Annotated in this window: 21 protein-coding genes and 1 pseudogene; 5 read left to right on the top strand and 17 right to left on the bottom strand. The window is 62.9% G+C overall.

Annotated elements, in window-relative coordinates; translation table 11 throughout:
- Window positions 1-2: 2 nt before the first annotated feature.
- From AC1KVE_RS16900 to AC1KVE_RS16890, 3 genes are all read right to left on the bottom strand, one after another.
- Window positions 3-368 (bottom strand): DUF3742 family protein, encoded by a 366-nt coding sequence (locus AC1KVE_RS16900; protein WP_003821127.1) that lies wholly within the window; start codon window positions 366-368, stop codon window positions 3-5.
- Window positions 369-452: 84 nt separating this feature from the next.
- On the bottom strand, window positions 453-1,085 hold the full coding sequence (locus tag AC1KVE_RS16895) for an RES family NAD+ phosphorylase (RefSeq protein ID WP_012614066.1): 633 nt from the start codon (window positions 1,083-1,085) through the stop codon (window positions 453-455).
- Window positions 1,086-1,097: 12 nt separating this feature from the next.
- A complete protein-coding gene (locus tag AC1KVE_RS16890) occupies window positions 1,098-1,724 on the bottom strand; it encodes an integrase (RefSeq protein ID WP_003821129.1) in 627 nt (208 codons plus the stop codon).
- Between the two features lie 316 nt (window positions 1,725-2,040).
- Between AC1KVE_RS16890 and mobH the strand changes: the two genes are divergently transcribed.
- The gene (gene mobH / locus AC1KVE_RS16885) at window positions 2,041-3,912 is read left to right on the top strand and encodes a MobH family relaxase (RefSeq protein ID WP_003821130.1); all 1,872 of its coding nucleotides are present in this window, start codon (window positions 2,041-2,043) and stop codon (window positions 3,910-3,912) included.
- Window positions 3,913-3,962: 50 nt separating this feature from the next.
- Here mobH and kdsA read toward each other — a convergent pair whose 3' ends face one another.
- The 3 genes from kdsA to copM all read right to left on the bottom strand — a co-directional run bounded on the left by kdsA (window position 3,963) and on the right by copM (window position 5,979).
- Complete coding sequence (kdsA, locus tag AC1KVE_RS16880) at window positions 3,963-4,835, bottom strand: 3-deoxy-8-phosphooctulonate synthase (RefSeq protein ID WP_003821131.1); 873 nt, start codon at window positions 4,833-4,835, stop codon at window positions 3,963-3,965.
- A gap of 174 nt (window positions 4,836-5,009) precedes the next feature.
- A complete protein-coding gene (locus AC1KVE_RS16875) occupies window positions 5,010-5,267 on the bottom strand; it encodes a glutaredoxin family protein (protein ID WP_003821132.1) in 258 nt (85 codons plus the stop codon).
- A gap of 10 nt (window positions 5,268-5,277) precedes the next feature.
- Window positions 5,278-5,979: a CopM family metallochaperone gene (gene copM, locus AC1KVE_RS16870; protein ID WP_003821133.1), complete on the bottom strand. Its 702-nt coding sequence runs from the start codon at window positions 5,977-5,979 to the stop codon at window positions 5,278-5,280.
- A gap of 180 nt (window positions 5,980-6,159) precedes the next feature.
- Here copM and AC1KVE_RS16865 point away from each other — a divergent pair, with 180 nt between their 5' ends.
- Entirely contained in the window at window positions 6,160-6,570 is a 411-nt protein-coding gene (locus tag AC1KVE_RS16865; protein WP_012614065.1) for a hypothetical protein, read from the top strand.
- 155 nt (window positions 6,571-6,725) lie between these two features.
- Here AC1KVE_RS16865 and AC1KVE_RS16860 read toward each other — a convergent pair whose 3' ends face one another.
- Window positions 6,726-7,421 (bottom strand): FadR/GntR family transcriptional regulator, encoded by a 696-nt coding sequence (locus AC1KVE_RS16860; RefSeq protein ID WP_003821135.1) that lies wholly within the window; start codon window positions 7,419-7,421, stop codon window positions 6,726-6,728.
- A gap of 199 nt (window positions 7,422-7,620) precedes the next feature.
- Here AC1KVE_RS16860 and AC1KVE_RS16855 point away from each other — a divergent pair, with 199 nt between their 5' ends.
- Together AC1KVE_RS16855 and AC1KVE_RS16850 are read left to right on the top strand one after the other, a co-directional pair.
- Window positions 7,621-8,163: a nuclear transport factor 2 family protein gene (locus AC1KVE_RS16855; RefSeq protein WP_015912832.1), complete on the top strand. Its 543-nt coding sequence runs from the start codon at window positions 7,621-7,623 to the stop codon at window positions 8,161-8,163.
- A 181-nt stretch (window positions 8,164-8,344) separates the two neighbouring features.
- Window positions 8,345-8,848, top strand: a complete 504-nt coding sequence (locus AC1KVE_RS16850; RefSeq protein ID WP_003821138.1) for a ClbS/DfsB family four-helix bundle protein — start codon at window positions 8,345-8,347, stop codon at window positions 8,846-8,848.
- Window positions 8,849-8,894: 46 nt separating this feature from the next.
- Here the strand turns inward: AC1KVE_RS16850 and AC1KVE_RS16845 are convergent, their stop codons facing one another.
- A complete protein-coding gene (locus AC1KVE_RS16845) occupies window positions 8,895-9,740 on the bottom strand; it encodes an MFS transporter (protein WP_024082530.1) in 846 nt (281 codons plus the stop codon).
- Between the two features lie 377 nt (window positions 9,741-10,117).
- Window positions 10,118-11,572 carry a mercury(II) reductase gene (gene merA, locus AC1KVE_RS16840; RefSeq protein WP_003821139.1) on the bottom strand — a complete coding sequence of 485 codons (1,455 nt, stop codon included), beginning with the start codon at window positions 11,570-11,572 and terminating at the stop codon, window positions 10,118-10,120.
- Window positions 11,573-11,694: 122 nt separating this feature from the next.
- Here merA and AC1KVE_RS16835 point away from each other — a divergent pair, with 122 nt between their 5' ends.
- Window positions 11,695-12,267 (top strand): TetR/AcrR family transcriptional regulator, encoded by a 573-nt coding sequence (locus AC1KVE_RS16835; protein WP_017638772.1) that lies wholly within the window; start codon window positions 11,695-11,697, stop codon window positions 12,265-12,267.
- Window positions 12,268-12,430: 163 nt separating this feature from the next.
- Here AC1KVE_RS16835 and AC1KVE_RS16830 read toward each other — a convergent pair whose 3' ends face one another.
- From AC1KVE_RS16830 to AC1KVE_RS16795, 8 genes and pseudogenes are all read right to left on the bottom strand, one after another.
- Entirely contained in the window at window positions 12,431-13,612 is a 1,182-nt protein-coding gene (locus AC1KVE_RS16830; RefSeq protein ID WP_012614063.1) for an MFS transporter, read from the bottom strand.
- A gap of 79 nt (window positions 13,613-13,691) precedes the next feature.
- Entirely contained in the window at window positions 13,692-14,078 is a 387-nt protein-coding gene (locus AC1KVE_RS16825; RefSeq protein ID WP_015912830.1) for a MerR family transcriptional regulator, read from the bottom strand.
- A 49-nt stretch (window positions 14,079-14,127) separates the two neighbouring features.
- A complete protein-coding gene (locus tag AC1KVE_RS16820) occupies window positions 14,128-15,633 on the bottom strand; it encodes an efflux transporter outer membrane subunit (RefSeq protein ID WP_003821143.1) in 1,506 nt (501 codons plus the stop codon).
- 20 nt (window positions 15,634-15,653) lie between these two features.
- The gene (locus tag AC1KVE_RS16815; RefSeq protein WP_012614062.1) at window positions 15,654-18,830 is read right to left on the bottom strand and encodes an efflux RND transporter permease subunit; all 3,177 of its coding nucleotides are present in this window, start codon (window positions 18,828-18,830) and stop codon (window positions 15,654-15,656) included.
- Window positions 18,827-19,963, bottom strand: a pseudogene (locus AC1KVE_RS16810) (efflux RND transporter periplasmic adaptor subunit); the annotation flags it as partial. The pseudogene AC1KVE_RS16810 and the gene AC1KVE_RS16815, both read right to left, overlap by 4 nt.
- A gap of 281 nt (window positions 19,964-20,244) precedes the next feature.
- The gene (locus tag AC1KVE_RS16805) at window positions 20,245-22,959 is read right to left on the bottom strand and encodes a heavy metal translocating P-type ATPase (protein ID WP_012614060.1); all 2,715 of its coding nucleotides are present in this window, start codon (window positions 22,957-22,959) and stop codon (window positions 20,245-20,247) included.
- A 166-nt stretch (window positions 22,960-23,125) separates the two neighbouring features.
- Window positions 23,126-23,695, bottom strand: coding sequence for a DUF4148 domain-containing protein (locus AC1KVE_RS16800; protein WP_003821150.1), 570 nt, complete (start codon window positions 23,693-23,695; stop codon window positions 23,126-23,128).
- A 229-nt stretch (window positions 23,696-23,924) separates the two neighbouring features.
- On the bottom strand, window positions 23,925-24,253 hold a 329-nt coding region (locus AC1KVE_RS16795), incomplete at its 5' end, for an ArsR/SmtB family transcription factor (RefSeq protein WP_481092820.1).

Raw genomic sequence — 24,253 nt, 5'->3', positions numbered from 1 at the left:
GGTCAGTCGTCGGTGTACAACTCGTGCGACGTGTCGTTGTACAGGTTGGGATCGTAGCCCGGCGTCTTGCGCAGCTCGGTGAGGTCGGTGAAAGGCCACTCGTCCTCATCCGAAGTATTTGCAGCAGCAGCCCATCCCGCCGCCGCAACGCCCAGCATCACGAGTGCAAACCAAAACGCAACGTAGAGCAGCACCCCCAGTACAGCCAGCTTGGCTACCCACACGAGCGCGGTAGCGCCAGCTCGCGGCATGCCCTTGGACACCAACCAGTTCGACGCCCGCCGTTCGCGTCGCGCATAGGCACGCCATCCGCGGCCAAAGGCGCGGCCGAGGCGTTCTGCGGTGCTGGTGCGGGTCGTCGTGTTCATGGTCGTCTCCTGCTGTTGAGGAATGCCTATTCCAGTTTGCTCCACTTCATTCGGTTTGCGGCTTCAATGTGTTTTCTTGCTGCTTCAGGACGCTTCGTCATCCGGCCCCACCGGGCCGGGGTCGGGTTCAACGCCGATGCGGTAGGTAACAACGAAACGCGGCCAGTCCACATGGTCCACCAGGTCGATGTCCTCGATGACGCCAACCTTCGCTCCCGCACGCTCGAACAGGGCGATGCTCTTGGCGGGATAGTTGTTGCGCGACGGATAGAGCACCCCGTCGAACAGCGCCTGGCCATCATCTCCGAGCATCGCATGCACCTGGGCGGACACCCGCTGCGTGTGCGTGTAGTCGCGGCTGGCCAACTGCTCCAGGTTCAGGCCGAAGTAGCCCGCCATGACGCCCTGCGCCGTGAGATCGGCCAGAAACACGTCGTCCATCACGCCTACTGCGCGCACCATCCGGGCTTGGACTTCTTTCAGCGCGATCGAGCGTTGCGTGTCCGCAAGCCACTGGTGCTTGTGAAACACCGACTCCATCAGCGCCGTGGGCAGGTCGCGCCCCAGGTAGAGCACGCCGTAGGCCCCCGCTGGGTCATCGTAGCGATTCGTGCTGCTGCGGCCATAGTACAGCGGGCTGCCCCGATAGACGACGCGGCTCACATGCTGGAGCAGTTCACCGGCATCGATCAGGAACGAAGGCAGCTCGTGGCTCATGGCGGTCTCGCTTCAATGCACCTGGACGCCCAGCACGTTGAACACGGCCTCGGCCACGTCATCGATCGTGCCATGCGTCACCGCATCCACGGGCGAGCGACCACCCAGGCCTTCGAGGGGTTCGGACAGCGCGCGGTAGATCGTCCAGTGGTCGATGCCCTCGACCTCCTGGAGCACGGTTTGGGTCAACTGCTGCTTCACCGGGTCGAGCTGCCAGTCGGGCAGCTTCTGGCCGCGCGGCCCCACGTTCAGCGCCAGCAGCCGACGGGCGAGGATGTCCTTGTAGATTTGCTGGCGCGACTTGTCCGCCAGCTTGGCGAACTCGGCAGGCGGCAGGTTGTCCGGCTGGTTGAAGGCTTCCAGCAGCAAGGCGCGGCCTCGCTGGACATCGGTTTCAGCCGGTGTCCAGCGCGTGTCGGAGCGCAACGCGGCCGCCTTGCGCTGCAAGGCCTGCGCCACCGTTTCACCTTCCAGGTTGGCGGGCAGCGTCACCGCCTCCACGCGCTCGTGGATGAACGCCTGCAACTCAGCCGCGAACGCCGGTGCATCCCGGATTTCGACGGTATCGGCGAAGCGTCGCACATCCTCCACCGTGACTCGCGGCAGCCGGTCGGCAATGAATTCGATCGCAGTGGGCATGGTCAGCTCCCAGGTAGGTTTGAGACAGGATTCACTCTAGTCTCCTTTGTCGCATTTGTCAACTTAGTCGCCCGGGTGGGAGCCTACCTGGCGGTGTAGCGCCCCGGCAGCATAGGCCGGGGCCCAGCGCCAGGTCGCCGTCTAATCCATTCGTGCGGGTTCCGCATTGACGCTGGAGCCGCAGCCCAGGCCCCGCTATACCGAAACGGTTAAAGGCCAAAGGGTCGAAACGGCAAGGGAATGGGGTGCAAGGGGAAAGGCCCTACCTTGAAAAGGCCAAAAGGCCTCCCGCCCGGCCCGCCATCAGGACACCGACATGCTCTCCCTGTTCCAGCGAAAACGGCCCCCGGTCGCTGCCGCGCCGTCGCCAGCACCCGCCACCGACCTCCCGAAAGGGTTGATGCGGCCGGAGTCGGCCGCATCGTTGCTCGCCACCCCGCGCCGGCAGAAGCTGCTGGAACACATCTGGCAGCGCACCTCGCTTTCGCGCAAGCAGTTCGCCTCCCTGTACCGCGCGCCGCTGGAGCGCTACGCCGAGCTGGTCCAGGCCTTCCCGGCTTCCGAAGCGCATCACCATGCCTACCCGGGCGGCATGCTCGACCATGGCCTCGAAATCGTCGCCTACAGCCTAAAGCTGCGGCAGTCCCATCTGCTGCCCATCGGGGCCAGCCCCGAAGACCAGGCGGCGCAGGCCGAAGCCTGGACTGCGGCCGTCGCCTATGCCGCACTGCTCCATGACATCGGCAAGGTGGCCGTCGATCTGCACGTCGAGCTGGCCGACGGCAGCACCTGGCACCCATGGCACGGCCCGCTGCGCCAACCGTACCGCTTCCGCTACCGCGACGACCGCGAGTACCGGCTTCATAGCGCCGCGACAGGCTTGCTGTACCAGCAATTGCTCAATCGCGATCTGCTGGACTGGCTCAGTGGCTATCCATCCTTGTGGGCGCCGCTGCTCTACGTCTTGGCTGGGCAGTACGAGCACGCCGGGGTTCTGGGCGAGCTTGTCGTGCAGGCCGACCGCGCCTCCGTCGCCCAGGAGCTGGGCGGCGATCCCGCGCGCGCCATGGCCGCGCCCAAGCACTCGCTCCAACGCAAGCTGGTCAACGGGCTGCGCTACCTGCTCAAGGAAGAGCTGAAACTGAACCAGCCGGAGGCCTCCGATGGCTGGCTCACCGAGGACGCGCTGTGGCTGGTGAGCAAGACAGTCTCGGACAAGCTGCGCGCGCACCTGCTGTCCCAGGGGGTCGATGGCATCCCCGCGAACAACACGGCCGTGTTCAACGTGCTACAGGATCATGCCATGTTGCAGCCCACCGCCTCCGGCAAGGCCATCTGGCGCGCAACTATTACCAGTGAGAGTGGCTGGTCCCATGCCTTCACGCTCCTGCGCCTGGCCCCGGCGCTGATCTGGGAGCCCTCGGAGCGACCCAGCCCATTTGCGGGAACCGTGACCGTGGACAACGCCGGCGAGGCCGAGGACGGGCCGCGCCCGTCCGCACCCGACGCTGCATTGCTACCTGGAGCAGCGGTGGCAACGGAGAAGGAGCCCGCAGCAAGCAGCCGTCCAGATCAGTCGGGCGGAAGTCACGCCATACCTCCCAGCACGCAGCGCAATCCGGCCGACCCACTGGAAAGCATGCTGGCGATGTTCGAGACAACGCCTGAGCCGGAGCAGTCCGTCGAAGCCCCGCCAGAGGGTGCCGACGATGCAGCGGTGCCGCTCGACCCTCCCGCATCGGCCCCAGGTCCTTCGGCGCCGACCGCCGCGCCTGCGCCGCACGATTTCGCCTCATTTACCGGGCGGCCATCGGGCGAGCATTTCATGGCCTGGCTGAAACAGGCCGTCCAGACCCGCAAGCTCATCATCAATGACGCCAAGGCCCTGGTACATACCGTGTCCGACACGGTTTACCTGATCAGCCCTGGTGTTTTCCAGCGCTACGCACAAGAGCATCCAACCATTGGGCCGCTTGCGAAGGACGCGGCCCTGCAGGACTGGCAGTGGGTGCAGAAGCGCTTTGAAAAACTCGGACTCCACAGGAAACAGCCATCGGGTCTGAACATCAGGACGTGCGAGGTCATGGGACCGCGCAAAACGCGCCAGGTGCATGGCTATTTGCTCGAAGACCCATCGCACATATTCGATGCCGTTCCACCGAACAATCCTTATCTGTCGCTCAAATAGCCGACTAAGAGGGGAAGTGCCACACGTTCTGTTTGAACGGGTGGCAAGCTTCAGTCGATCCGAAGAGGCTCGAACGACTTGACGAGTTGGTCCACCGCCTTGACCTGCCGCAGCAGCGGTTCGAGCGTGTCCAGTGGCAGAGCGCTGGGTCCGTCACAACGTGCATGCGCCGGGTCGGCGTGTGCTTCGAGGAACAAACCGCCAATGCCGACCGCCATGCCGGCCCGCGCGAGTTCGGGCAACTGTTGGCGACGCCCACCCGAAGCCAACGCATCCGCTTCTCGCCGCTGCAGGCTATGGGTTACGTCGAACACCAGTGGCAGGCCACTGCTGGCAACGCTCATTTCGCGGAAGCCCAACATGTCCACGACGAGATTGTCGTAGCCGAACTGCGTGCCACGCTCGCACAGCAGGACGCGCGGGTTGCCAGCCTCGTGCAGTTTGTGGACGACATGCCTGATCTGGCCCGGGCTGAGGAACTGCGGCTTCTTGACATTCACTACCCGACCGGTGCGGGCAATGGCGGCCACCAGATCGGTCTGCCGGGCCAGGAAGGCCGGAACTTGCAGTACGTCGGCAACGGCAGCGACCTGCATGGCCTGCTCAACCTCATGCACGTCGGTCAAGACTGGGCATCCGAACCGCGACTTGACCGCATCGAGGACCCGCAGCCCTTCCTCCAGGCCGACACCTCGGAAAGAATGGATCGACGAGCGATTGGCCTTGTCGAACGACGCCTTGAAAACGAAGGGTATCCCCAGCTTGCGCGTCACCTCCGCGAAGTGCTCAGCCGCAGCCAGGGTCGTATCGAGATCCTCGATGACGTTGATGCCGCCGAACAGCACGAACGGCAGGTCGTTGGCGACTGTGATGCCCTCGGAAATGGCGACGTGCAGGGAGGTGGCTGATGATGTCGATCGCATAAAAATTCCTCTCGTGATGTCAACGACCGCAGGCGAAAGCGCCGAGCGTCGTCGGCGAAGAATGCCTCACGGTCTTGAGCTTTGCGTGCAGACGCGTCCACAACAGCGCTTACAGGGTCCGACCGGGGTCCGCACCGGCGACTCCGCCCGTGACCACGGTCTTCCTTCAGCGGCTCACTGAAGACCGAGCGCCTTCATCAGCCTCGGCTTCTGGCTCGCGAAGGTGCCATAGAAGACCTCGTCGCCGACGATCGTGATCGGGGCCACGCGCACGCCGGTTCGTGACTTGGCCTCCGCGGAAATCTTCGGGTCGGTCAGGTCGCGCTCTTCAAACGCGATGCCCTGCTGGGACAACCACTCCTTTAGTGCCCGGCAGTCCGGGCAAGTTGGAGTGCTATAGATGAGGATGCGCGGGGTGTTGGCTTGGTTCATGGTCGTGCCTTCACTTGCCCCGAGCGACAAGCCAACTCTTCATCATGGCGATCTCGCCTTCCTGCGCGGAGATGACCTCCTGAGCCAACTTGCGGACCTCCGGGTTCTTGCCGTACTGCAGCGCCACCTTGGCCATGTCGATCGCACCCTGGTGGTGCGGGATCATGCCGCGCATGAAGTCCACATCGGCGTCGCCGCTGAAGTCGATCATCATGTCCGCATGCATGCGGTCGTTGCCGGCACGGTAGGCGGCCGTCGAGGCATCGCCCGAGCTGCCGGCCGCCGCCTGCTGGCCGTTGTCGCCCAGCCACTTGTTCATCATGGCGATCTCGCCTTCCTGCACGGTGATGACCTCCTGGGCCAGCTTGTGAACCTCCGGGTCCTTGCCGTACTGCAGCGCCACCTTGGCCATGTCGATCGCGCCCTGGTGGTGCGGGATCATGCCACGCATGAAATCGACGTCGGCGTTGCCAGTGAACTGCGCTCCCATCCCGGCGTGCATCTGGTCGTTCACGGCGCGATACGCGGTCGTGGAAGGACTGTCATTGGCCGAGGCGCTGGAGGGCATCGCGTGCCCTTGGTGACCTCCGCCCGCACTGGCCTGCATCGCTTCACCCGACGGGACGACCACCTTCTTCTGGACGGCCATCAGGCCGGCGGCGACCACGACGGCGCCCGCAATGAACAAGAGGCTGAACTTGTTGACCTTCATGAAAAAACTCCTTGAATGAGGTTGATGGGTTCACTGTAGGGCCTCCCATTGTTGGAAGGTCAAGCCCTTATTTCGCCCGTCACTTGGCGCTGCACGGCGGTGTGCCCATGCCCATTTCAGTTGCAAGTAATTCTCAACAAAGGTAGGATGTTAGGACGTTAATAGCGAGAGTCCAGGATCATGTCCCAGCAACCGAAAGTTCACGACACCAGCGATTTCCCCATCGTCCGCTTCGACGGCGCAAGCATCTACAACGGATACAGCAGCGCCTGGTGCGCGGAAATGGATGAACTCGTCGCCTGCGGAAAGCCCTTCGTGCTTATCTACGTCGCGGGAGGGCCAGAAGAGACTCTCGACGATCGCGCTCAGCGCGGCGTCTGGCTGAAGACTCACAAGGAGACGCTTGGCGGCACATTGCTCGCGCTCATCCACGTCGAACCGGATTCGGATAAGCGAGCCCAGTTGGAGGCCATGCTGCCAAAGCTCGTCCAGGCTTTCGGTACACCGCAGTCCACCCGGGCCACCCACGCCGATGCCGAGGCGCTGGCCCGGTATGTCCTGGCGGGTGGTCGCGTCGAAGATTCGATATGAACAGCACCGTCCGGTCGCTGTAGCGCACCAAGGGCCTATCCATGAGGACCGGCTACCGCGTGCTCTCCGGGAAACAACCCGCGTTCCGATCAACGGGGCCGGCGACCGGCTGCTCGATGGAAAGCGGCATTGCCAGCGCGGGAGTCGCGCTCGGATCAACCCGATTTCTCAAGTGCCGCAATCAGCGGAGCGACCACGTTCCGCACAGCCGCCGCAGCTGCTTCTCCATCCTGGCGCTCGATAGCATCCACGATCGCCTCATGGGTCGCGAGACCCGGCTCGGGCAGTTCCTTGTCCTTCAGCGCAGTCAGCGTGTTCATGCGGACCGAGTTCGCGAAGTAGCGGTACAGCTCAGCCAGCGCGCCGTTGCCGCACATCCCGGCGATCGCGCAGTGGAAAGCCGTATCGGCCTCGGCAAAGGCCGCGCTCGATGCGTGTTGCTCCTGCTCGCCGCGGGCCTTCAACAGTCGGCGCAGCAGCCCAACGTCCGCCTTGGACCGATGCACCGCGGCCAACCTGGCCGCCTCGGTTTCCAGCATGCAGCGCAACGCGAAGTGCTCTCGCAAGCCGGAACGCCCGACACGGCGCATGACCTCGGCCGGATCGATATTGGTTCGCACGTAGGTGCCATCACCCTGGCGGACTTCCAGGACCTGGCCGTGCGAGAGCACGCGAATGGCTTCCCGCACCGTGTTGCGGCCAACCTCCAGCATCTCGGCCAGTTCCTGCTCCCTGGGGATGCGCTCGCCGACCTTCCAGGCGCCTCCCTCGATCTGGCCGCGGATCAGCTCAATCGTCGAATCGACGAGCGAACGCCGCGGCGCCTGTGGGAGTGTGAAGCGGTTATTCATCGCGGTTCTCAAATGACGTAGAGACGGGAGCCCATCGGACCTCGATTGTAGCAACTCAGGCCTTATACATAGGATGATTCTATGTATTTGACAAAAGAGCAATTGCCGACGGCCTGTGCTTCGTTGCGCGCGACATGCGATTTTCCACCACGCCCGTGCGAGCGGGATTTTTTTCAACACCTTTTGGAGTATTTCGACCATGAACAACATGCAGCACGCCCTGTCATTCAGGCCCCTTCGTTCTTCAGACGGCTTGCGCTGCCGTCCGGTGCAGGCTTTGGGAGCGATATTCCTCGGGCTGGCTTCACTCGCCTATAGCGTCACGTCGCAGGCGGCAGATGAGCCAGAGAACGTGAAGGTGGTCCGGCAATACCTTGACGCCTGGAATGGCGGGCGAACCGACGCGATGGAAAAAGTGCTCGATTCCAACGTCGTCTATTTCAATACCAGCAATGAAGCGTCCCGCACTGGGCCTCAAGCCATTACCGAAGTCTCGCAGTTTCTGATGAAAATCCTGCCCGACCGAAAAATGAAAATCCGTTCGCAGCCGGTTGCCTCCGGCGATGGTGTGGCGATCGAGTGGGAATTCACCGCCACCAAGAACAGCAATGGCGGGACGTCGCCCTCCAGTTCGACCATCAGTTATTTCGGCGCGAGCTTCTTCCGTGTTTCGAACGGAAAGATTGTCTATGCCAGCGACTACTACAACCACAACACCATGCAGAAGCAGCTTCAGCAGTAACGTAAATCCGCAAACAGGAAATCACCGACATGTCCCGCTTCATCATGCACAAGCCCTCGGCGCCGCCAGCGCAGCGGTGAGGCAAGCGCTTTTCCTCAATCCAAGGTAATTGCGCTGGTGACTTGATGAATATCTGACACGCCGGTTATCGAGCCTTGTCTCGATGAAATAGAAATCCCGAATGAAACTACCAACCACGAAGCAGGAACTCCTTGACAAGGTTCGCGCCAGCCACCGAAAGCTCGGGGTAGAAGCTGCCACCATTCCCGCCAGCCACTACCGGCACACGGCCATGATCTGGCAGGAGCCGCGCCTGCATACCAACGCTGCGATGGTCCTGGTGGACGTCATCGTCTGGAACACGATGATCCTGCAGTTCGCGCATGATCGGACGCCTGGACCTTCGGCGTCCTTTTACTCGCCGAGTGCGATGGCGCAGCGGGCCGAGCGTCTTTCTGCCGGCTTCCAGCGCCGTTTCGCGGGCAGAGACCTTCGCGAGCTGGAAGCCATGCTCACGGAGGGACAGGACCGGGTGCTCGACTGCGTGGCGCACCATTCGAACGCCTCGCTTTTCGATCCCGCGTTGAGCCCGATGAAGACCCTCGGGCGCAAGATCCAGTTCTTCACCTCCACCGCCTACGACGACGCGCTGTCGAGGCTGCGCCAGTGGAAGCAGGTGCTGTAGCGGCCGAGGCGACCCACTGCGCGGAGCGCCTCTTGCACCGCTCCGATCAGACCGGAGCTGGCAGCGCCGGCTTTCGCGCGGCCTGCCACAGCAGCGGCACCAGGATCAGCGCCAGGGCCGGGAAGATCATCCAGTTGACCGCCTGCCAGCCCGAGCTGTGCAGGATCGATCCCGCGAGGAACGACACGGCCGCCGTGGCGGCGAAGACGAAGAAATCGTTCATGCCCTGCGCCTTGCTGCGCTCGGCCGGGGTGTGGCAATCGGTGACCATCGCCGTCGCGCCGATGAAGCTGAAGTTCCAGCCGATGCCCAGCAGCGCCAGCGAGCCCCAGAAGTGGGACAGGCCGAGCCCGCCCAGGGCCACCACCCCGGAGGCGGCGAGCAGCACCATGCCGACGGCGGTCACGCGCTCCTTGCCGTAGCGCACCATCAGTCGTCCTGTGAAAAAGCTCGGCCCGAACATCGCCAGCAGGTGCCACTGTATTCCTAGGGCGGCGTTGTCCACCGAATGCCCGTGGTTGACCATCGCCACCGGCGCGGCCGTCATCACGAACGCCATCACCCCATAGGACACCACGCCCGCAGCCACGGCCAGCAGATAGCGCGGCATCGCCAAGAGCTGCAGCACCGTCCGACCGCTATCGGCGACTGCTTCGGCCTGGGTCTGGCTCGGCGTGCGCAGCATCAGCAGGATCGGCAAGGCGATCAGCGGCAGCAGCGCCTGGCTGAGGAAGCTGCCAACGTAGGGCGTGCCCGCTACCGCATCGCGCGTGAAGATCACCAACTGCGGCCCGATGATGGCGCCCGCGAGACCGCCCACCATGACCCAGGAAATGGCCTTGGCCTTAAGCGCGTCCTCGGCGGTGACGGCGGCTGCGAAGCAGTAGCCCACAGCAGGAAATCGAACTATGAAACGAATAACCCCTTTCCTTCTGGTCGCAGTACTCGGGGGCACTGAAGCAGGCCAGCGTGTCTACTCATCGCGCATGAATTGCCTGACAACCTTTCAAATTTAGAGAAGATAAATTGAAGTTCTGACGGGAATTTCTCAGTAAAAGAATCCTATCTTTCTCGTCAACAGACTGAACGGCACCCCCTGAGTTTTTATGCATATATTCAAGATCGGCAAATTCTTTAATGATTCACCACAAAAAAGGCGGGAAGCCCATTGAGCGATCCCGCCATAGCAAAAAACTCAAACATGCTCACATCAGGAAACTTTACCCTGAAACGATCCCTTGAAATTTAAGCGCATAGTAATAATAAGATTTAGCCATTAGCCGAATCTTCCAAAGTTGGCGCACTGCTTGCTACGTTTTTAAGCGACTCCGCCATAGTGAAGTACGGAGACCACTGTTTTGCAAGTTGGTCAACCGTAAGTCCTGCGGAGATAATATAGGTTGCAGCTGCAATAACCTCTCCAGCAGATTCGCCTACCATATGAATACCCAGAATCCTTCCTGTCTCACGCTCGGATATCATCTTGATTATCCCTTTGTCGTGACGACTTACAATAGCACGTAGAACAAAGGAAACCGGAATTTCACGAACATCATAGGCAATTTGGGCCGCCTCAGCCTGCATAGGAGTCATGCCGACAGCAGCCATCTCGGGCGACGTGAAAATGACGCGGGGCAAGGCGGTGTAGTCTAGGGACCGAGGCTCGTTGCCCAGAGCATTGCTCGCGGCCACGGTCCCCTGCGCACTAGCGACATACACTAATTGAGCCATACCAGTGACATCGCCCGCTGCCCAGATGCGAGGATTTGAGGTTCGCAGATGTTCGTCCACAATTATTTCGCCTCGATCGCCCCTGGACACATTGACAGCATCCAAGTTGAGTCCTTCAGTTGCCGGACGGCGCCCCGTCGCTATGAGAATCTTATGGGCGAAAATTTGCTGAGTACGTCCTTCGGCGACGACAGTTGCAAGCACCCCGCTCTCGTGTGGTACGACGTTTGTCAGATTGGCGCCAGTATGGAACATGATGCCCTCCGCTGACAGCGCCTGCTCCAGTGCCGCAGAAATCGCGGGATCCTCGAACGGTGCAATTCGAGGAGCTATCTCGACCACTTCAACCTTGCTGCCCAGTCGAGCGAACAATTGACCTTGCTCCAGACCGATCGCATTGCCGCCGACGACCAGCATGGACTCAGGCACCTGCTCAAGGGACATGGCCGAGCCGGAAGTGAGAAAGTCCACCTCACTGAGGCCAGGAATGGAAGGAATGAATGGCGCTGCCCCACTGGCGATCAGTACCTGCTTGGCGTACACCAGGTTTGTGTTTCCGTCTGAGTCCGCGACGACGAGCGCTACGATATCTGGCTCATCTGACGCTACAAAGGTCGCCTTGCCGCGAAATACCGCAATACCTGCATCCTTGGGTGCTTGTACATGGAAAGACTGCCGGAAGTGCCCGATCATTTGATCTTTATCTCTGACAAGCAAAGACAAGTCGACAGGCCCGGCCGAGGTCGCTATACCTGGGAACTTCCCATGCGCAGCAGACATGCGAGCAGAAGCCGCCGCAAGCAACGTCTTTGAAGGAACGCATCCTACATTGAGACAGGTCCCTCCTGCCAACCCCTGTTCGATCATGGCGACTGTTTTGTCGAGCCTACGTGCTTCGTTCGCTGCGGCTCTAGCCGCCGAACCGGAACCTATCGTGACTAGATCATAGATGACGGAGGGCTGTTGTGCGGAAGCCGCTGTTGTCGTGTTCATAAAAGAAGCCTCAAGGAAATTGCAAAGAAAGAGACAGATCGGTCTCCTTGAGGGATTGTAGACAACCCTGTCTCCTTGTGTCAACATGTCGCGTATGAATCCTCACAACGATGAATAACATCATGGACAAAAAAGAACAGTTAGTCGCAACTGCCTTTAACCTTTTTTATAAGTACGGCATTCATGCTGTTGGCATCAATCGGGTACTTGAAGAGTCCGGCATTGCCAAGAAAACGCTATATAACCATTTCTCCAGCAAGGAAGATCTAATTGCTGCGACCGTCGAATATTGTGATCAGCAGTATTTCTCTTGGCTCGATTTGCGTTTGCACGAAGCGACGCCAGGTAGGGACGCCTTGTATGCCATGCTTGATGCTTTTGACGATCTGTTTCAGGGTCTCGATCAATCCAAGCCACTTTTCTTGGGTTGTTATTTCATTAATGTCAGCGCCGAATTCAGCAATCCGGATCATGATATACATAAGCTTTGCGCCCGAAACAAAGAGGCTATGCTGCGATGGATCACACACCACACTTCACTTGTCATAACGTCCAGAGAATCGATAGTTCAAATCTCTGAAACAATTGCTATGTTGCTTGAAGGGGCGATTATTCAGGCTCACGTTCTTGGAGATCTGCACGCTGCTCGCAAAGCCAAAGCCGTGGTTAAACTGCTTCTTGATAAATCTAACTAACTAACTAACTAACTAAATTCATCTGTCCATACAACTCTTTGACCATCAATAAAGGTGGAACGGCAAAGTAGCTTTCCGAAGTTTCAGCAGTGGAGACAAGTCGTGTAGTGCCGGAACGGGCCACTTATCGGCTTCCAGTCCTCGATCAATGCCCCAAGTCAAGTCAGTTGCAACCGTACCGCCCCTGCCACAGCAGCGGCACCAAGATCAGCGCCAAGGCCGGGAAGATCATCCAGTTGACCGCTTGCCAGCCCGAGCTGTGCAGGATCGACCCCGCGAGGAACGACACGGCCGCCGTGGCGGCGAAGACGAAGAAGTCGTTCATGCCCTGCGCCTTGCCCCGCTCGGCCGGGGTGTGGCAGTCGGTGACCATCGCCGTGGCGCCGATGAAACTCAAATTCCAGCCGATGCCCAACAGCGCCAGCGAGCCCCAGAAGTGGGACAGGCCGAGCCCGCCCAGGGCCACCACCCCGGAGGCGGCGAGCAGCACCATGCCGACGGCGGTCACGCGCTCCTTGCCGTAGCGCACCATCAGTCGCCCGGTGAAGAAGCTCGGCCCGAACATCGCCAGCAGGTGCCACTGTATTCCTAGGGCGGCGTTGTCCACCGAATGCCCGTGGTTGACCATCGCCACCGGCGCGGCCGTCATCACGAACGCCATCACCCCATAGGACACCACGCCCGCAGCCACGGCCAGCAGATAGCGCGGCATCGCCAAGAGCTGCAGCACCGTCCGACCGCTATCGGCGACTGCTTCGGCCTGGGTCTGGCTCGGCGTGCGCAGCATCAGCAGGATCGGCAAGGCGATCAGCGGCAGCAGCGCCTGGCTGAGGAAGCTGCCAACGTAGGGCGTGCCCGCTACCGCATCGCGCGTGAAGATCACCAACTGCGGCCCGATGATGGCGCCCGCGAGACCGCCCACCATGACCCAGGAAATGGCCTTGGCCTTAAGCGCGTCCTCGGCGGTGTCGGCGGCTGCGAAGCGGTAGCTCTGCACATACGCGCCGTAGAAGCCCGCCAGGAAGGTGCCGGCGCAGAAGATCCAGAACGAGGCCAGCATGATGCCCAACGCGGCGATCAGGCCCGAGGCCACGCCGAAGCCGACCCCCACCACGTATCCGTTGCGGCGGCCATGGTGCCGCATGATGAAGGCGGCAGGCAAGGTGCCGATGGCAAGACCCAGGCCGAACAGACTCACGGGCAAGGTGATCCAGGCCGAATTCTTGGCAAGCTGCTGGCCGACCAGCCCACCCAGCGACATCACGATGGGCGCGCTGGCGCCGCCGAGCGCCTGCGCGGCGGTGAGAACGCCGATGTTTCGGCGCGTGATGCTCTGGTCGGTCATGGGCGTCTTTCTTATTCGTTTGTCTGGCCGGAAATATTACACGCATGAATATATATTCAGTTATATGGACATGCGATGCTCACGAACCATCGCGAGCCGGTCCATCCTCGGAAGCCCCGGCGGAAGCAGCACCGTGCAGGGCCAATGCGAGCAGGTGCTCTTTCACCTGGATCAGTTGCTCCATGCGTTCCTCAACACAGGCGAGATGGCCTTGGACAGCCTGCCTTAGCAGCTCAGGTTCCAGGAACCCCTCATGTGCCCAACCCAGTAGGCGGCGCACGTCATCCAGGCCGATTCCCGAGGCACGGTAGTTGCGAATCAGGTGAAGCCGTTCGACATGGGCCGGGCCATAGCGCCGATAGTTGTTGCGTGACCGCTCCGGGGCTTGCAACAGGCCCTCCCGCTCGTAGAACCGAATGTTCTCCGGGGGGGTGCCCGTCAAGCGCGCAAGTTCACCGATCCTCATCCGGTTCTCCGTGCGCAACGATGGGGAACGCCGCCGTTGCGCATAGCCCTTATCCCGGCGACCGGGCGGATGGTTGCCCGGTGGCGCCCGATTGCACCGTGTGCTCAGTCCAGCCGCCACCCAGCGCCTTGTAGAGGTGGATGAGGTTGTTCAGCCGCGTCAGGCGCGTGCGCACCAGGGTCTGCTGCGCACCGTACTGTGTGCGTTGCGCATCGAGCAAGGTGAGGTTGTCGTCCACGCCTTCCTGGAAGCGTTGCTCGGCTAGTTGGTAGGCTTTCTGGCTAGCCGCTACCAGGAGCTGCTCCGAGCGGATCTGCTCATCAAGCGTGCGCTTGCCCGCCAAGCCGTCAGCCACCTCAGCAAAGGCCGCCTGGATAGACTTCTCGTAGTTGGCGATTTCGATCCTCTTTTGTACCTGTGCCACGTCCAGATTGGCTCGCAACGCGCCGCCGCGGAAGATGGGCAGCGTGATCTGCGGCAGGAAGCTCCAGGCCCGCGAGCCCGAATCGAACAGGCCGTCCAGCGAAGCGCTGGCCGTGCCCGCCGAGCCCGTGAGGCTAATCGTCGGGAAGAACGCGGCCCGCGCCGCGCCGATGTTGGCGTTGGCGCCGATCAGCATCTGCTCGGCGGCGCGGATGTCCGGCCGACGCGCGAGCAGTTCGGACGGCAGGCCGCTCGGCAGGTCGGTCGGCACGATGTCGTCCGGCAGCGCCACGGCCTCGTCAAGCTGCCGGGACAGCTCCGGCGTCAGCGGCTGGCCCAGCAGCAGCACCAGCGCGTTGCGGTCCTTGGCCGCCTGCCGCGTGTAGGCGGCGCGGTTGGCCTCGGCGGTGCGCAGCGCGATCTCCGCGCGGCGCAGGTCGAGCTGCGTGGAATTTCCCGCTTCCACCAGTTGGGTGGTCAGGTCATAGGAGCGCTTCTGTGTGGCGAGGGTGTCGCTCGTCAGGCGCAGCAGTTCCTGGTCGGCGCGCAGCGTGAGGTAGGCGCTGGCCACCTCGGACACCAGGCTCATCTGCGTGGCGATGCGGGTCTCGTCGAGGGCCAGGTAGGACGCCAGCGCCCGGTCGTTGAGGCTGCGGATGCGGCCCCACAGGTCCAGCTCCCAGGCGGCCGTCACCCCGGCCACGTCGTAGCGCCGGAGCACGTCGCTTTGCCCCGTGGTACTGAGGTCGGCCGGTACGCGCTCTGACGCGCCGCGGGCGGAAACGCCCAGGTTCGGCAGCATCTCGGCACGCTGGATACGGTACAGCGCCTGAGCCGCCTCCACGTTGAGCGCGGCTTTGTGCATGTCGCGGTTGTTCTCCAGCGAAATGCCGATCAACTGCTGCAGCAGCGGGTCGCGGAAGAAGTCCCGCCAACCGATCTCGGCCGTGATCGCGTCGTCGGGCGTCGCGGCCGCCAGTTCCACATAGGCCGCGCCCGAGGGATAGGCCGTGTCGATCGGCGCTGCGGGCCGGTCATACTTCGGTGCCATGGAGCAGCCAGCCAGCGCCGCCGCGAGGGCGAGCGGCGCCAGCGTCCTGGCGGGTCGTGTGAATGCGAAAGATGTTTTCATGTCGTATGTCCTCCTGGCCGTCATGCGTGCTGGTCGGTCATGCCGCCACGGGCATGGCGCGCTTCGCGGCGCAGCGCCAGCTTGCGCACCACAACGTAGAACACCGGCGTCAGCACCAGGCCGAATACCGTCACGCCCAGCATGCCGGCGAACACCGCGATGCCCATGGCGTGGCGCATCTCGGCGCCCGCACCGCTGGCCAGCACCAGCGGCACCACGCCAGCGATGAAGGCGAACGACGTCATCAAGATCGGGCGCAGCCGCAAGCGCGCGGCTTCGAGCACGGCTGCCAGCGGATCGGCCCCTTCGCTTTCCTTCGCGCGGGCGAACTCCACGATCAGGATCGCGTTCTTGGCAGCCAGGCCGACCAGCACCACGAAACCGATCTGCGTGAAGATGTTGTTGTCGCCCCCAGAGAGCCAGACGCCGGCGATCGCCGAGAGCAGCGCCATGGGTGCAATCAGCAGCACAGCGAACGGCAGCGACCAACTGTTGTACTGGGCCGCCAGGAACAGGAAGGCGAGCAGCACCGCCAGCGCGAAGATGTAGATCGCCGTGTTGCCAACCCGTTTTTCCTGGAAAGTCAGGTCCGTCCATTCGTAGGTCATACCGTCCGGCAGCGATTCGCTCACGATCTTCTCAATCGCGGCGGTGGCCTGGCCGGACGAGTAGCCCGGCGCTGGCCCGCCGCTGATGTCGGCCGAGGGAAAGCCGTTGTAATGCATCACCCGGTCGGGGCCGGAACTGCGCTCGATGGTCGCGATCGCGCTCAGCGGGATCATGTCGCCCGCTGCATTGCGCACCTTGAGCATGCCTATGTCCTCAGCCTGCATGCGGAACTGCGCATCGGCCTGGGCCATGACCCGGTAGGTGCGACCGAAGCGGTTGAAGTCGTTGACGTAGAGCGAGCCAAGGTTGACCTGCAGGGTGTCGAACACCTCGGTCAGCGATACGCCCTGCGACTTGGCCTTCACCCGGTCGATGTCCACCTGCAACTGCGGCGCATTGGTCTGGAAGCTGGCGAGCATGTTCGCCAGCTCGGGCGCCTGCATGGCCTTGCCCATGATCTGGCCCTGTGCCTGCGCAAGCGCCTCGGGACCCAGGCCCGCCCGGTCCTCGATCTGCAGCTTGAAGCCGCCCATCGAACCCAGGCCCGGCACCGGCGGCGGCGGGAAGATGCCAACGAAGCCGTCCGGGATCTGGCTGAACTTGCCCATGAGCTTGCCCTGGATGGCGAAGGCCGACAGCGACGGGTCCTTGCGCTCATCGAAGGGCTTGAGCATGGCGAACATCAGCGCGGTGTTCGGCTGGTTCACCGGTCCATTGACCGACAGGCCCGGGAAGGCCACCACGCTCTCGACGCCCGGCTCAGCCAGTGCGATCTTGGTCATCTCCTTGACGACCGCCTCGGTGCGATCCAGCGAGGCGCCGGTCGGAAGCTGGGCGATGCCCACGAGATAGTACTTGTCCTGGGCCGGCACGAAGCCCGCAGGCACCTTGTGGAAGCCCAGCCAGGTCAGGCCCAGGAAGCCGACGTAGAGCAGCAGCACGATGGCGCTGCCGCGCACCGCGCGGCGCACGCCCCCGACGTAGGAATTCGAGGCGCGATCGAAGAAGCGGTTGAAGCGGCGGAAGAAGCCGCCGAACACGCCGTCGATGATGCGCGTGAGACGATCGGGCTTGGCCGCGCCGTGGTGCGGCTTGAGCAGGATGGCGGCCAGCGCTGGCGACAGCGTAAGCGAGTTGATCGCCGACAGGATGGTCGAGAACGCGATGGTCAGCGCGAACTGGCGATAGAACTCGCCCTGCAGCCCCGACAGGAACGCCGAGGGGATGAAGACCGCTGCCAGCACCGAGGTGATGGCCAGGATCGGGCCAGTCACTTCATCCATCGCCTTGCGCGCCGCATCCTTGGGCGATTCGCCCAGCGCCATGTGGCGCTCCACGTTCTCCACCACCACGATGGCGTCATCCACCACGATGCCGATGGAGAGCACGAGGCCAAACAGCGACAGCGTGTTCAGCGAGAAGCCGAACATGTGCATCACCGCGAACGTGCCGACCAGCGAGACCGGCACGGCGATCAGTGGAATGATCGACGCGCGCCAAGATTGCAGGAACAGCACCACCACGATCACCACCAGGAGGATGGCCTCCAGCAGCGTGACGGCGACGGACTGGAGCGAGGCGCGCACGAAGACTGTGGGGTCGTAGGCGATCTTGTACTCGATGCCTTCGGGGAACTTGGCCTGCAGCCGCTCCATCGTCGCGCGCACCGCGCTGGACGTGTCCAGGGCATTGGAGCCGGGCGTCATCAGGATTTGCAGGCCGACCGCGTTCTCGCCGTCGAGCTGGCCGCGCATGGTGTAGTTGTCCGAGCCCAGTTCCAGGCGTGCGACGTCGCGCAGGCGGGTCACCTGGCCGTTGGCGCCGGCCTTGATCACGATGTCGCCGAACTGCTCTTCGGTGGTCAGGCGCCCCAGCGCATTGACGCTGACCTGGAAGGCGGCCGACGCATTCGGCTGCTGGCCGATCGAGCCGGCTGCGACCTGCACGTTCTGCTCGCGGATGGCGGCGACCACATCGCTGGCGGTCATGCCCCGCGATGCGACCTTCTCGGGGTCGAGCCAGACGCGCATTGCGTACTCGCCTTCACCGCCGATGATCACGTTGGCGATGCCCGGCAGGCGCGCCAGTTCGTCGCGCACGTTGAGCATCGCGTAGTTGGACACGTACAGCGGGTCGTAGCGGTCCCCCGGCGAGAGCATATGCACCACCATGAGAATATCGGGCGCGGTCTTGTCGGTGACCACGCCGATGCGCTGGACCTCGGGCGGCAACCGGGGCAGCGCGCGTGAGACGCGGTTCTGCACCTGGATCTGCGCGACGTCGGGGTCGATGTGCTGCTCGAACGAGATGGTCAGCACCATCCGCCCGTCCGTGGACATCTGGGACTGCATGTACATCATGCCTTCCACGCCGTTGACCGCCTGCTCCAGCGGCGATGCCACGGTGTCGGCGATCACCTGCGGGTTGGCGCCGGGATAGCTGGCGGTGACCTGCACCGTCGGCGGCGTGACCTGGGGGTACTCGCTCAGGGGGAGCTGGAAATAGCTGATCGCGCCCGCGATCAGCATCAGCACCGACAGGACGATGGCGAAGATCGGCCGGTTGATGAAGAAGCGGGGGAAATTCATTTGCGGGCCTCCGCCGAGCCGGCCGCGCCGTCAGCCTTGGCGGGGTCCGCGCCACCGGCCTTGGCAGGCGCCGCAGCGGGAGCCGGAGCGTTTGCCGCAGCCTTGGTCGCGCCGGTCGCGCCGGCGGCCGGTGCCGCGGGCGCCTGCATGGGCACCATGCGCGGCGTGACCGCCATGCCGGGGCGCACGAGGCCCTTGATGATGATCTTCTCACCGGCCTGCAGGCCGCCGTTGATGACGCGCAGCCCGTCCACCACCGGCCCCAGTTCGATGGGCCGGTACTGGGCCTGGTTGTTCTCGCCCACGACCAGCACGTAGTTGCGCCCTTGGTCGGTGCCCACGGCCTGATCGTCGATCAGGACGGCCTCGCGCGCCGCGCCGGTGGACAGCTTGGCCCGGGCGAACATGCCGGGTGCCATGCGCCCATCCGGGTTGGGCACAACGGCGCGCGCGCGGATCGTGCCGGTGCTTCGGTCAATGGTGTTGCCCACGAAGTCGAGCGCGCCCCTGTGCGGGAAACCCTTGTCCGTGGTCAGCCCGACCTGCACGGGCAGCGAAGCCTTGCTACCGGCGCCCGCAGCGGGCCGCGAGCGGCTGACGACGTTGAGATAGGTGGCCTCATCAATGTCGAAGTACACGTGCAACGGGTCGATGGATACGATCGTGGTCAGCAGCGTGGCCGCGCCGGCGCCGCCACCGCTGACCAAGTTGCCCTCGGTCACGAGCACGCGGTCGACGCGCCCGGCGATGGGCGCAGTGACGCGGGCGTAGGACAGGTCCAGCTGAGCCGCAGCAACGGCGGCCTTAGCCGCCTGCACCTGAGCCTGGCGCGCGTTGCGTGCGGAGGCGGCATCGTCATAGGTCTTGCGCGCGACGGCGCCGGTCGCCACCAGGCGCTCGGCGCGGTCAAAGTCGGCCTGGGCCTGGCTGGCCAGCACCTCGGCCTGACGCAGTTGCGCCACGGCCGTGTCGAGCGCAACCTGGAACGGCCTCGGGTCGATCTGGAACAGCAGTTGGCCCTTGCGCACGAGGCTACCTTCGGGAACGCTCACCGCATCGACGGCGCCGCCGACCCGCGAGCGCAGCTCGACGGTCTTGGGCGCGGCCAGGAAGCCGGTGTACTCGGCCGATGGCGCGACCGTGCGGTAATGACCTCGGCCACGGGCACCTGCGGCGCCATCGGCGCGCCCGCCGGGGGCGCCGCGGCCTTGCCCTCGTCCTTGGCGTCGCGGGCAGCGATCGCTATCCCCCCGACGGCTGCGATGACGCCTGCCACCACAATGATTCTGATTTTTTTACGCATGGAAGTGACCCTTTCTTGGATGCAGGACTCCGGCCCTTCCGAAGCGCTCTGCAGACATTTGTGTGGAGGCTAGGCGTTACAACGACGGCAAGGTCAAGCCCTCTTGTTGCCTCAGCGGGCAGACGGCACGGACAAGGTGGTGGGACGCCCGGCGTCGTCGCCGTGGTTGGCCTCCGGCGCGCCCTTGAAGCGCAGCAGGCGCAGTGCGTTCAGCGTGACCAGGGCCGTGGCGCCGGTGTCGGCCAGCACGGCAACCCACAAGCCGGTGATACCCAACACGGTGGTGACCAGGAACAAGCCCTTGAGGCCAATGGCGAATACGACGTTTTGGTGAATGTTGGCCATCGTCGCCCGCGACAGGGCCACCAGGTGGGCCACGTCCGTGACGCGGCTCTTGAGCAGCGCGGCATCGGCGGTTTCCAGCGCCACGTCCGTGCCGCCGCCCATGGCGATACCCACGTCGGCGGTCGCCAGGGCCGGCGCGTCGTTGATGCCGTCGCCGACCATCGCCACCTTGGCATCACGCTTCATCTCGTTGACCAAGCGCAGCTTGTCCTGCGGCAGCAGCTCGGCCTCCCACTCGATGCCCAGCTTGCCGGCGATCGCCTGCGCGGTGCGGCGGTTGTCGCCGGTCAGCATGACCGAGCGCACGCCCATGGCGTTGAGCTGGGCCACGCCTTCGCGCGCGTCGCGGCGGGGCTCGTCGCGCAGGGCCAGCAGGCCCAGAACGTTCTTGCTGGCTTCGTCGAACAGGACCACCACGGTCTTGCCGCCATCCTCCAGCTTGTCGATTTCCCTGCGGTGCGCGGCTGTCAGCGTGGCCGTCTGTTCCGCATGGGCGGGCGATCCGACAGCGAGCGCACTGCCGTTCACGGTGGCGCGCACCGCCTTGCCGGCAATGGCCGATGCGCCCGTGGCCTGGGGAATCGCCACGTCCAGGCTCTTGGCATGGGCGACAATGGCCTTCGCCAAGGGATGGTTTGAGCCGGACTCGACAGCGGCGGCAAGCGCAAGGACCTGTTGATGCTTGAACAGCCCGAAGGGCAGGACCTCGGTGATGCGCGGCTTGCCCTCGGTCAGCGTGCCAGTCTTGTCGAAGGCAATGGCGCGCACGCGGCCGATGGTTTCCAACGCGTTGCCACCCTTGATCAGCAGGCCCCGTCGCGTGGCCACCGCAAGGCCCGAGGCGATGGCCGCCGGTGTGGAGAGCACCAGCGCACATGGGCAGGCAATCAACAGCAGTGCGAGGCCGCGGTACAGCCAGGTACCCCAGTCGCCACCCATGGCAAGTGGCGGAACCACCACGATCAACGCCGCGATGGCCATGACGGCAGGGGTGTAGTAGCGGCTGAACTTTTCGATGAAGCGAGCCGTGGGCGCCTTGGAGGACTGCGCCTGCTCCACCAGTTGGATGATGCGAGAAATGGTGTTGTCCGATGCCGTCTTCTCGACTTGTACTTCGAGCACGCCATCGACGTTGATGGAGCCGGCGAACACGTCGGCACCGATAGCCTTTTGACGCGGTACGGACTCGCCGGTGATAGGCGACTCGTCCAGGCTGCTTTCACCGCGGAGGATCTTGCCGTCCGCAGGCACCCGGTCACCAGGGCGCACCAGCACGCGGTCGCTCACGCGCAGGGAAGCGGCGGGCACTTCGCGCTGCCCGCCCGCGGCATCGAGCAGTACCGCCGTCTTAGGCACCAGGGAGGCCAGCGCCTTGATGCCGGCGCGCGCGCGGCCGGCGGCCACGCTTTCCAGCAGCTCGCCGATCGCGAACAGGAACACCACGGCAGCAGCTTCCTCGGCCTCGCCTATCACGAGCGCGCCCAGCGAGGCGACGACCATCAGCGTTTCGATAGAGAACGGCGAGCCTGACACAGCCAGCGCGAAGGCTTTGCGAGCGAACGGCAGCACGCCCGCGATCACCGCAGCGGCGAAGATCCATTCAGCGTAGCCAGGAACGAACTGCGCGATCGCGTAGGCCGAGCCCATCAGGCCGCCCAGGCCCAGCACGTGCTTGCCTTTCTTCGTCTGCCACCAGCGCTGATGGCGCGCCGTCGATGCTGCTGCTGGGGCCGCGGGTGCTGAGCCATCATGGCGGCGCACGTCGGAGACGCCGAAGCCCAGGCTCTTGATGGTCTTCTCGATGTGGCCGAGCTGCGTGGGGCCGCCAGACGCGAGCGTCAATTCCAGCGTTTCTGCGGTGAAGTTTATGCGGGCATCGGACACGCCATCCATGCGAGCGAGCGCCGTTTCGATCTTGCCGACGCAACTGGCGCAGTCCATGCCCTCGACGCGCATGGACACGTTGGGGGGCGTGCTGGGTGCTCCACGGGAGGCAGAGGCCGGCGCATGGTCATGCCCGCTGCAGGCCCCGTGATCGTGACCGTGGTCATGGGCATGGGCATGGCCGTGAGCATGGCCATGCCCATGGTCATCACCGCACGCTTTGCCGTGCGAATGATCGTGCCCGTGGTCGTGGGCATGCCCATGGTCATGGTGGCCGCCGCAGCCGGCGTGGTCATGCGCGTGGGCCGCATGGCACGGTGCAGGTGCTGCGGACATTTCGGACGCGGGCAGTGCCTGCACGTCGAAGCCCAGGGACCGGATTTTCTTGGCAATGTCGCGTGCAGTATTTCGGCTACTTGTGCTGCGCGTCAACGTCAGCGTCTCATTTGTAAAATTAACCTGTACATTTGATACGCCATCAATTCGACCAAGCGCTGTTTCAATCTTGCCGACGCAACTGGCGCAATCCATACCTTCGACCCGAAAGCCCAGTTGTTCGTCCTGCGCTCCTGTGCCGTCCAATGTTTCCAAAGACATATCAATCTCCTGGTTCTCTGAGTAATCGCCGTGGCAGGACGCACAAATCAGCGATCGGAATGTTATGCAAACAAATGAACACTTGTTTGTATGTTTATTCAAAAAAAAGAAAGAATCTCTTTCTGGCTGAACCATCCGACCGCTGCTTTATGCAGCTGCCATTAAGTCATTTTTTGTTGCGCAGCATCTGGTAGGTTTCAAATGCGGTGCGGTAGGCATCACTATAGGTATCAGGCGTCTGCTCACCAGCCCAGAATCCAGCCATTCCCGCAACCTGCCAATCTGCCAAATCACTCTTTACTTGAGCACGAGTCAATGCCACCGGAGCCTTGTAAGCCGCACCCAGCTTGAGCTGGAGATAGCTCTCGTAGGCTTGTTGGTAGGCTTGGGTGTGCGAAGCGGTGGTGATTCCGCGCGAGGTGAACGCGTGCATGCCGGAGATTTTCCACAGTTCCAAATCAGCCATCACTTCAGCACGAGTCTTTCCTGCTGAGGGCGCCTGATACATATCACCTTGGGTCAATTGCAAGTAGCGCTGAAAGGCAGCCTGGTATTGAGGGCTGAACGTATCCGGGCCGCTTTCGCCGCGAGACAACGCTTCCAACCCAGATTGCCTCCAAGCAGCCAGATCCTCCTGGACCTGTTGCCGTGTCATATCTGCGGCGAACGGTTGAGCGTTTACTCCAGCAGCAAAAAGTGCGGAAAGCAGAACAGCAAAGCGAATTTTCTTGGACATGGTCAATACTCCTTGACGTTAAAAATAATGGCGTGGTCCTTACGCCTTTCGGATACCCCGTAGACAAATAATAACACACATGAAGATATGTTCAAGTGTTTATTTTTAGAGTGCTTTTTGCTTGGGGTCTTCTAGGCATTCAGCAAGGCGCGCCGGTGTCTCTCTAGATTAATAGCCAAAAAAAGCCTACCCCTTGAAGGCGTAGGCCGGCGCGCACTCACATGTTCAGTCAATCGTCGTGTCTGTCCTCCGAAATGTGAACCGCCATGTCCTGGAGTACCTGGCTGACGTGCTGGTCGGCAATGCCGTAGAAGATGTGCTTGGCTTGGCGCTCGCCGCGCACGAGGCGCGCGCCGCGCAACAGGCGCAGGTGATGGCTGACCAAGGACTGCGACAGGTCTAGCGAGCCAGCAATGTCGCCCACTGCGACCGATCCGCGCATGCACTGCAACAGGATTTTCAATCGCGATTGGTCGCCCAGCAGGCGGAAGGTCTCTGCCAGAACAGCGACGTCACTTTGCGATAGTGCGAGGACATCAGTGGTCGTGCCGTGGTTAG

The sequence above is a fragment of the Xanthomonas sp. NCPPB 2864 genome, from assembly GCF_056675615.1.
This window is presented reverse-complemented; position numbering and strand designations above follow the sequence as displayed.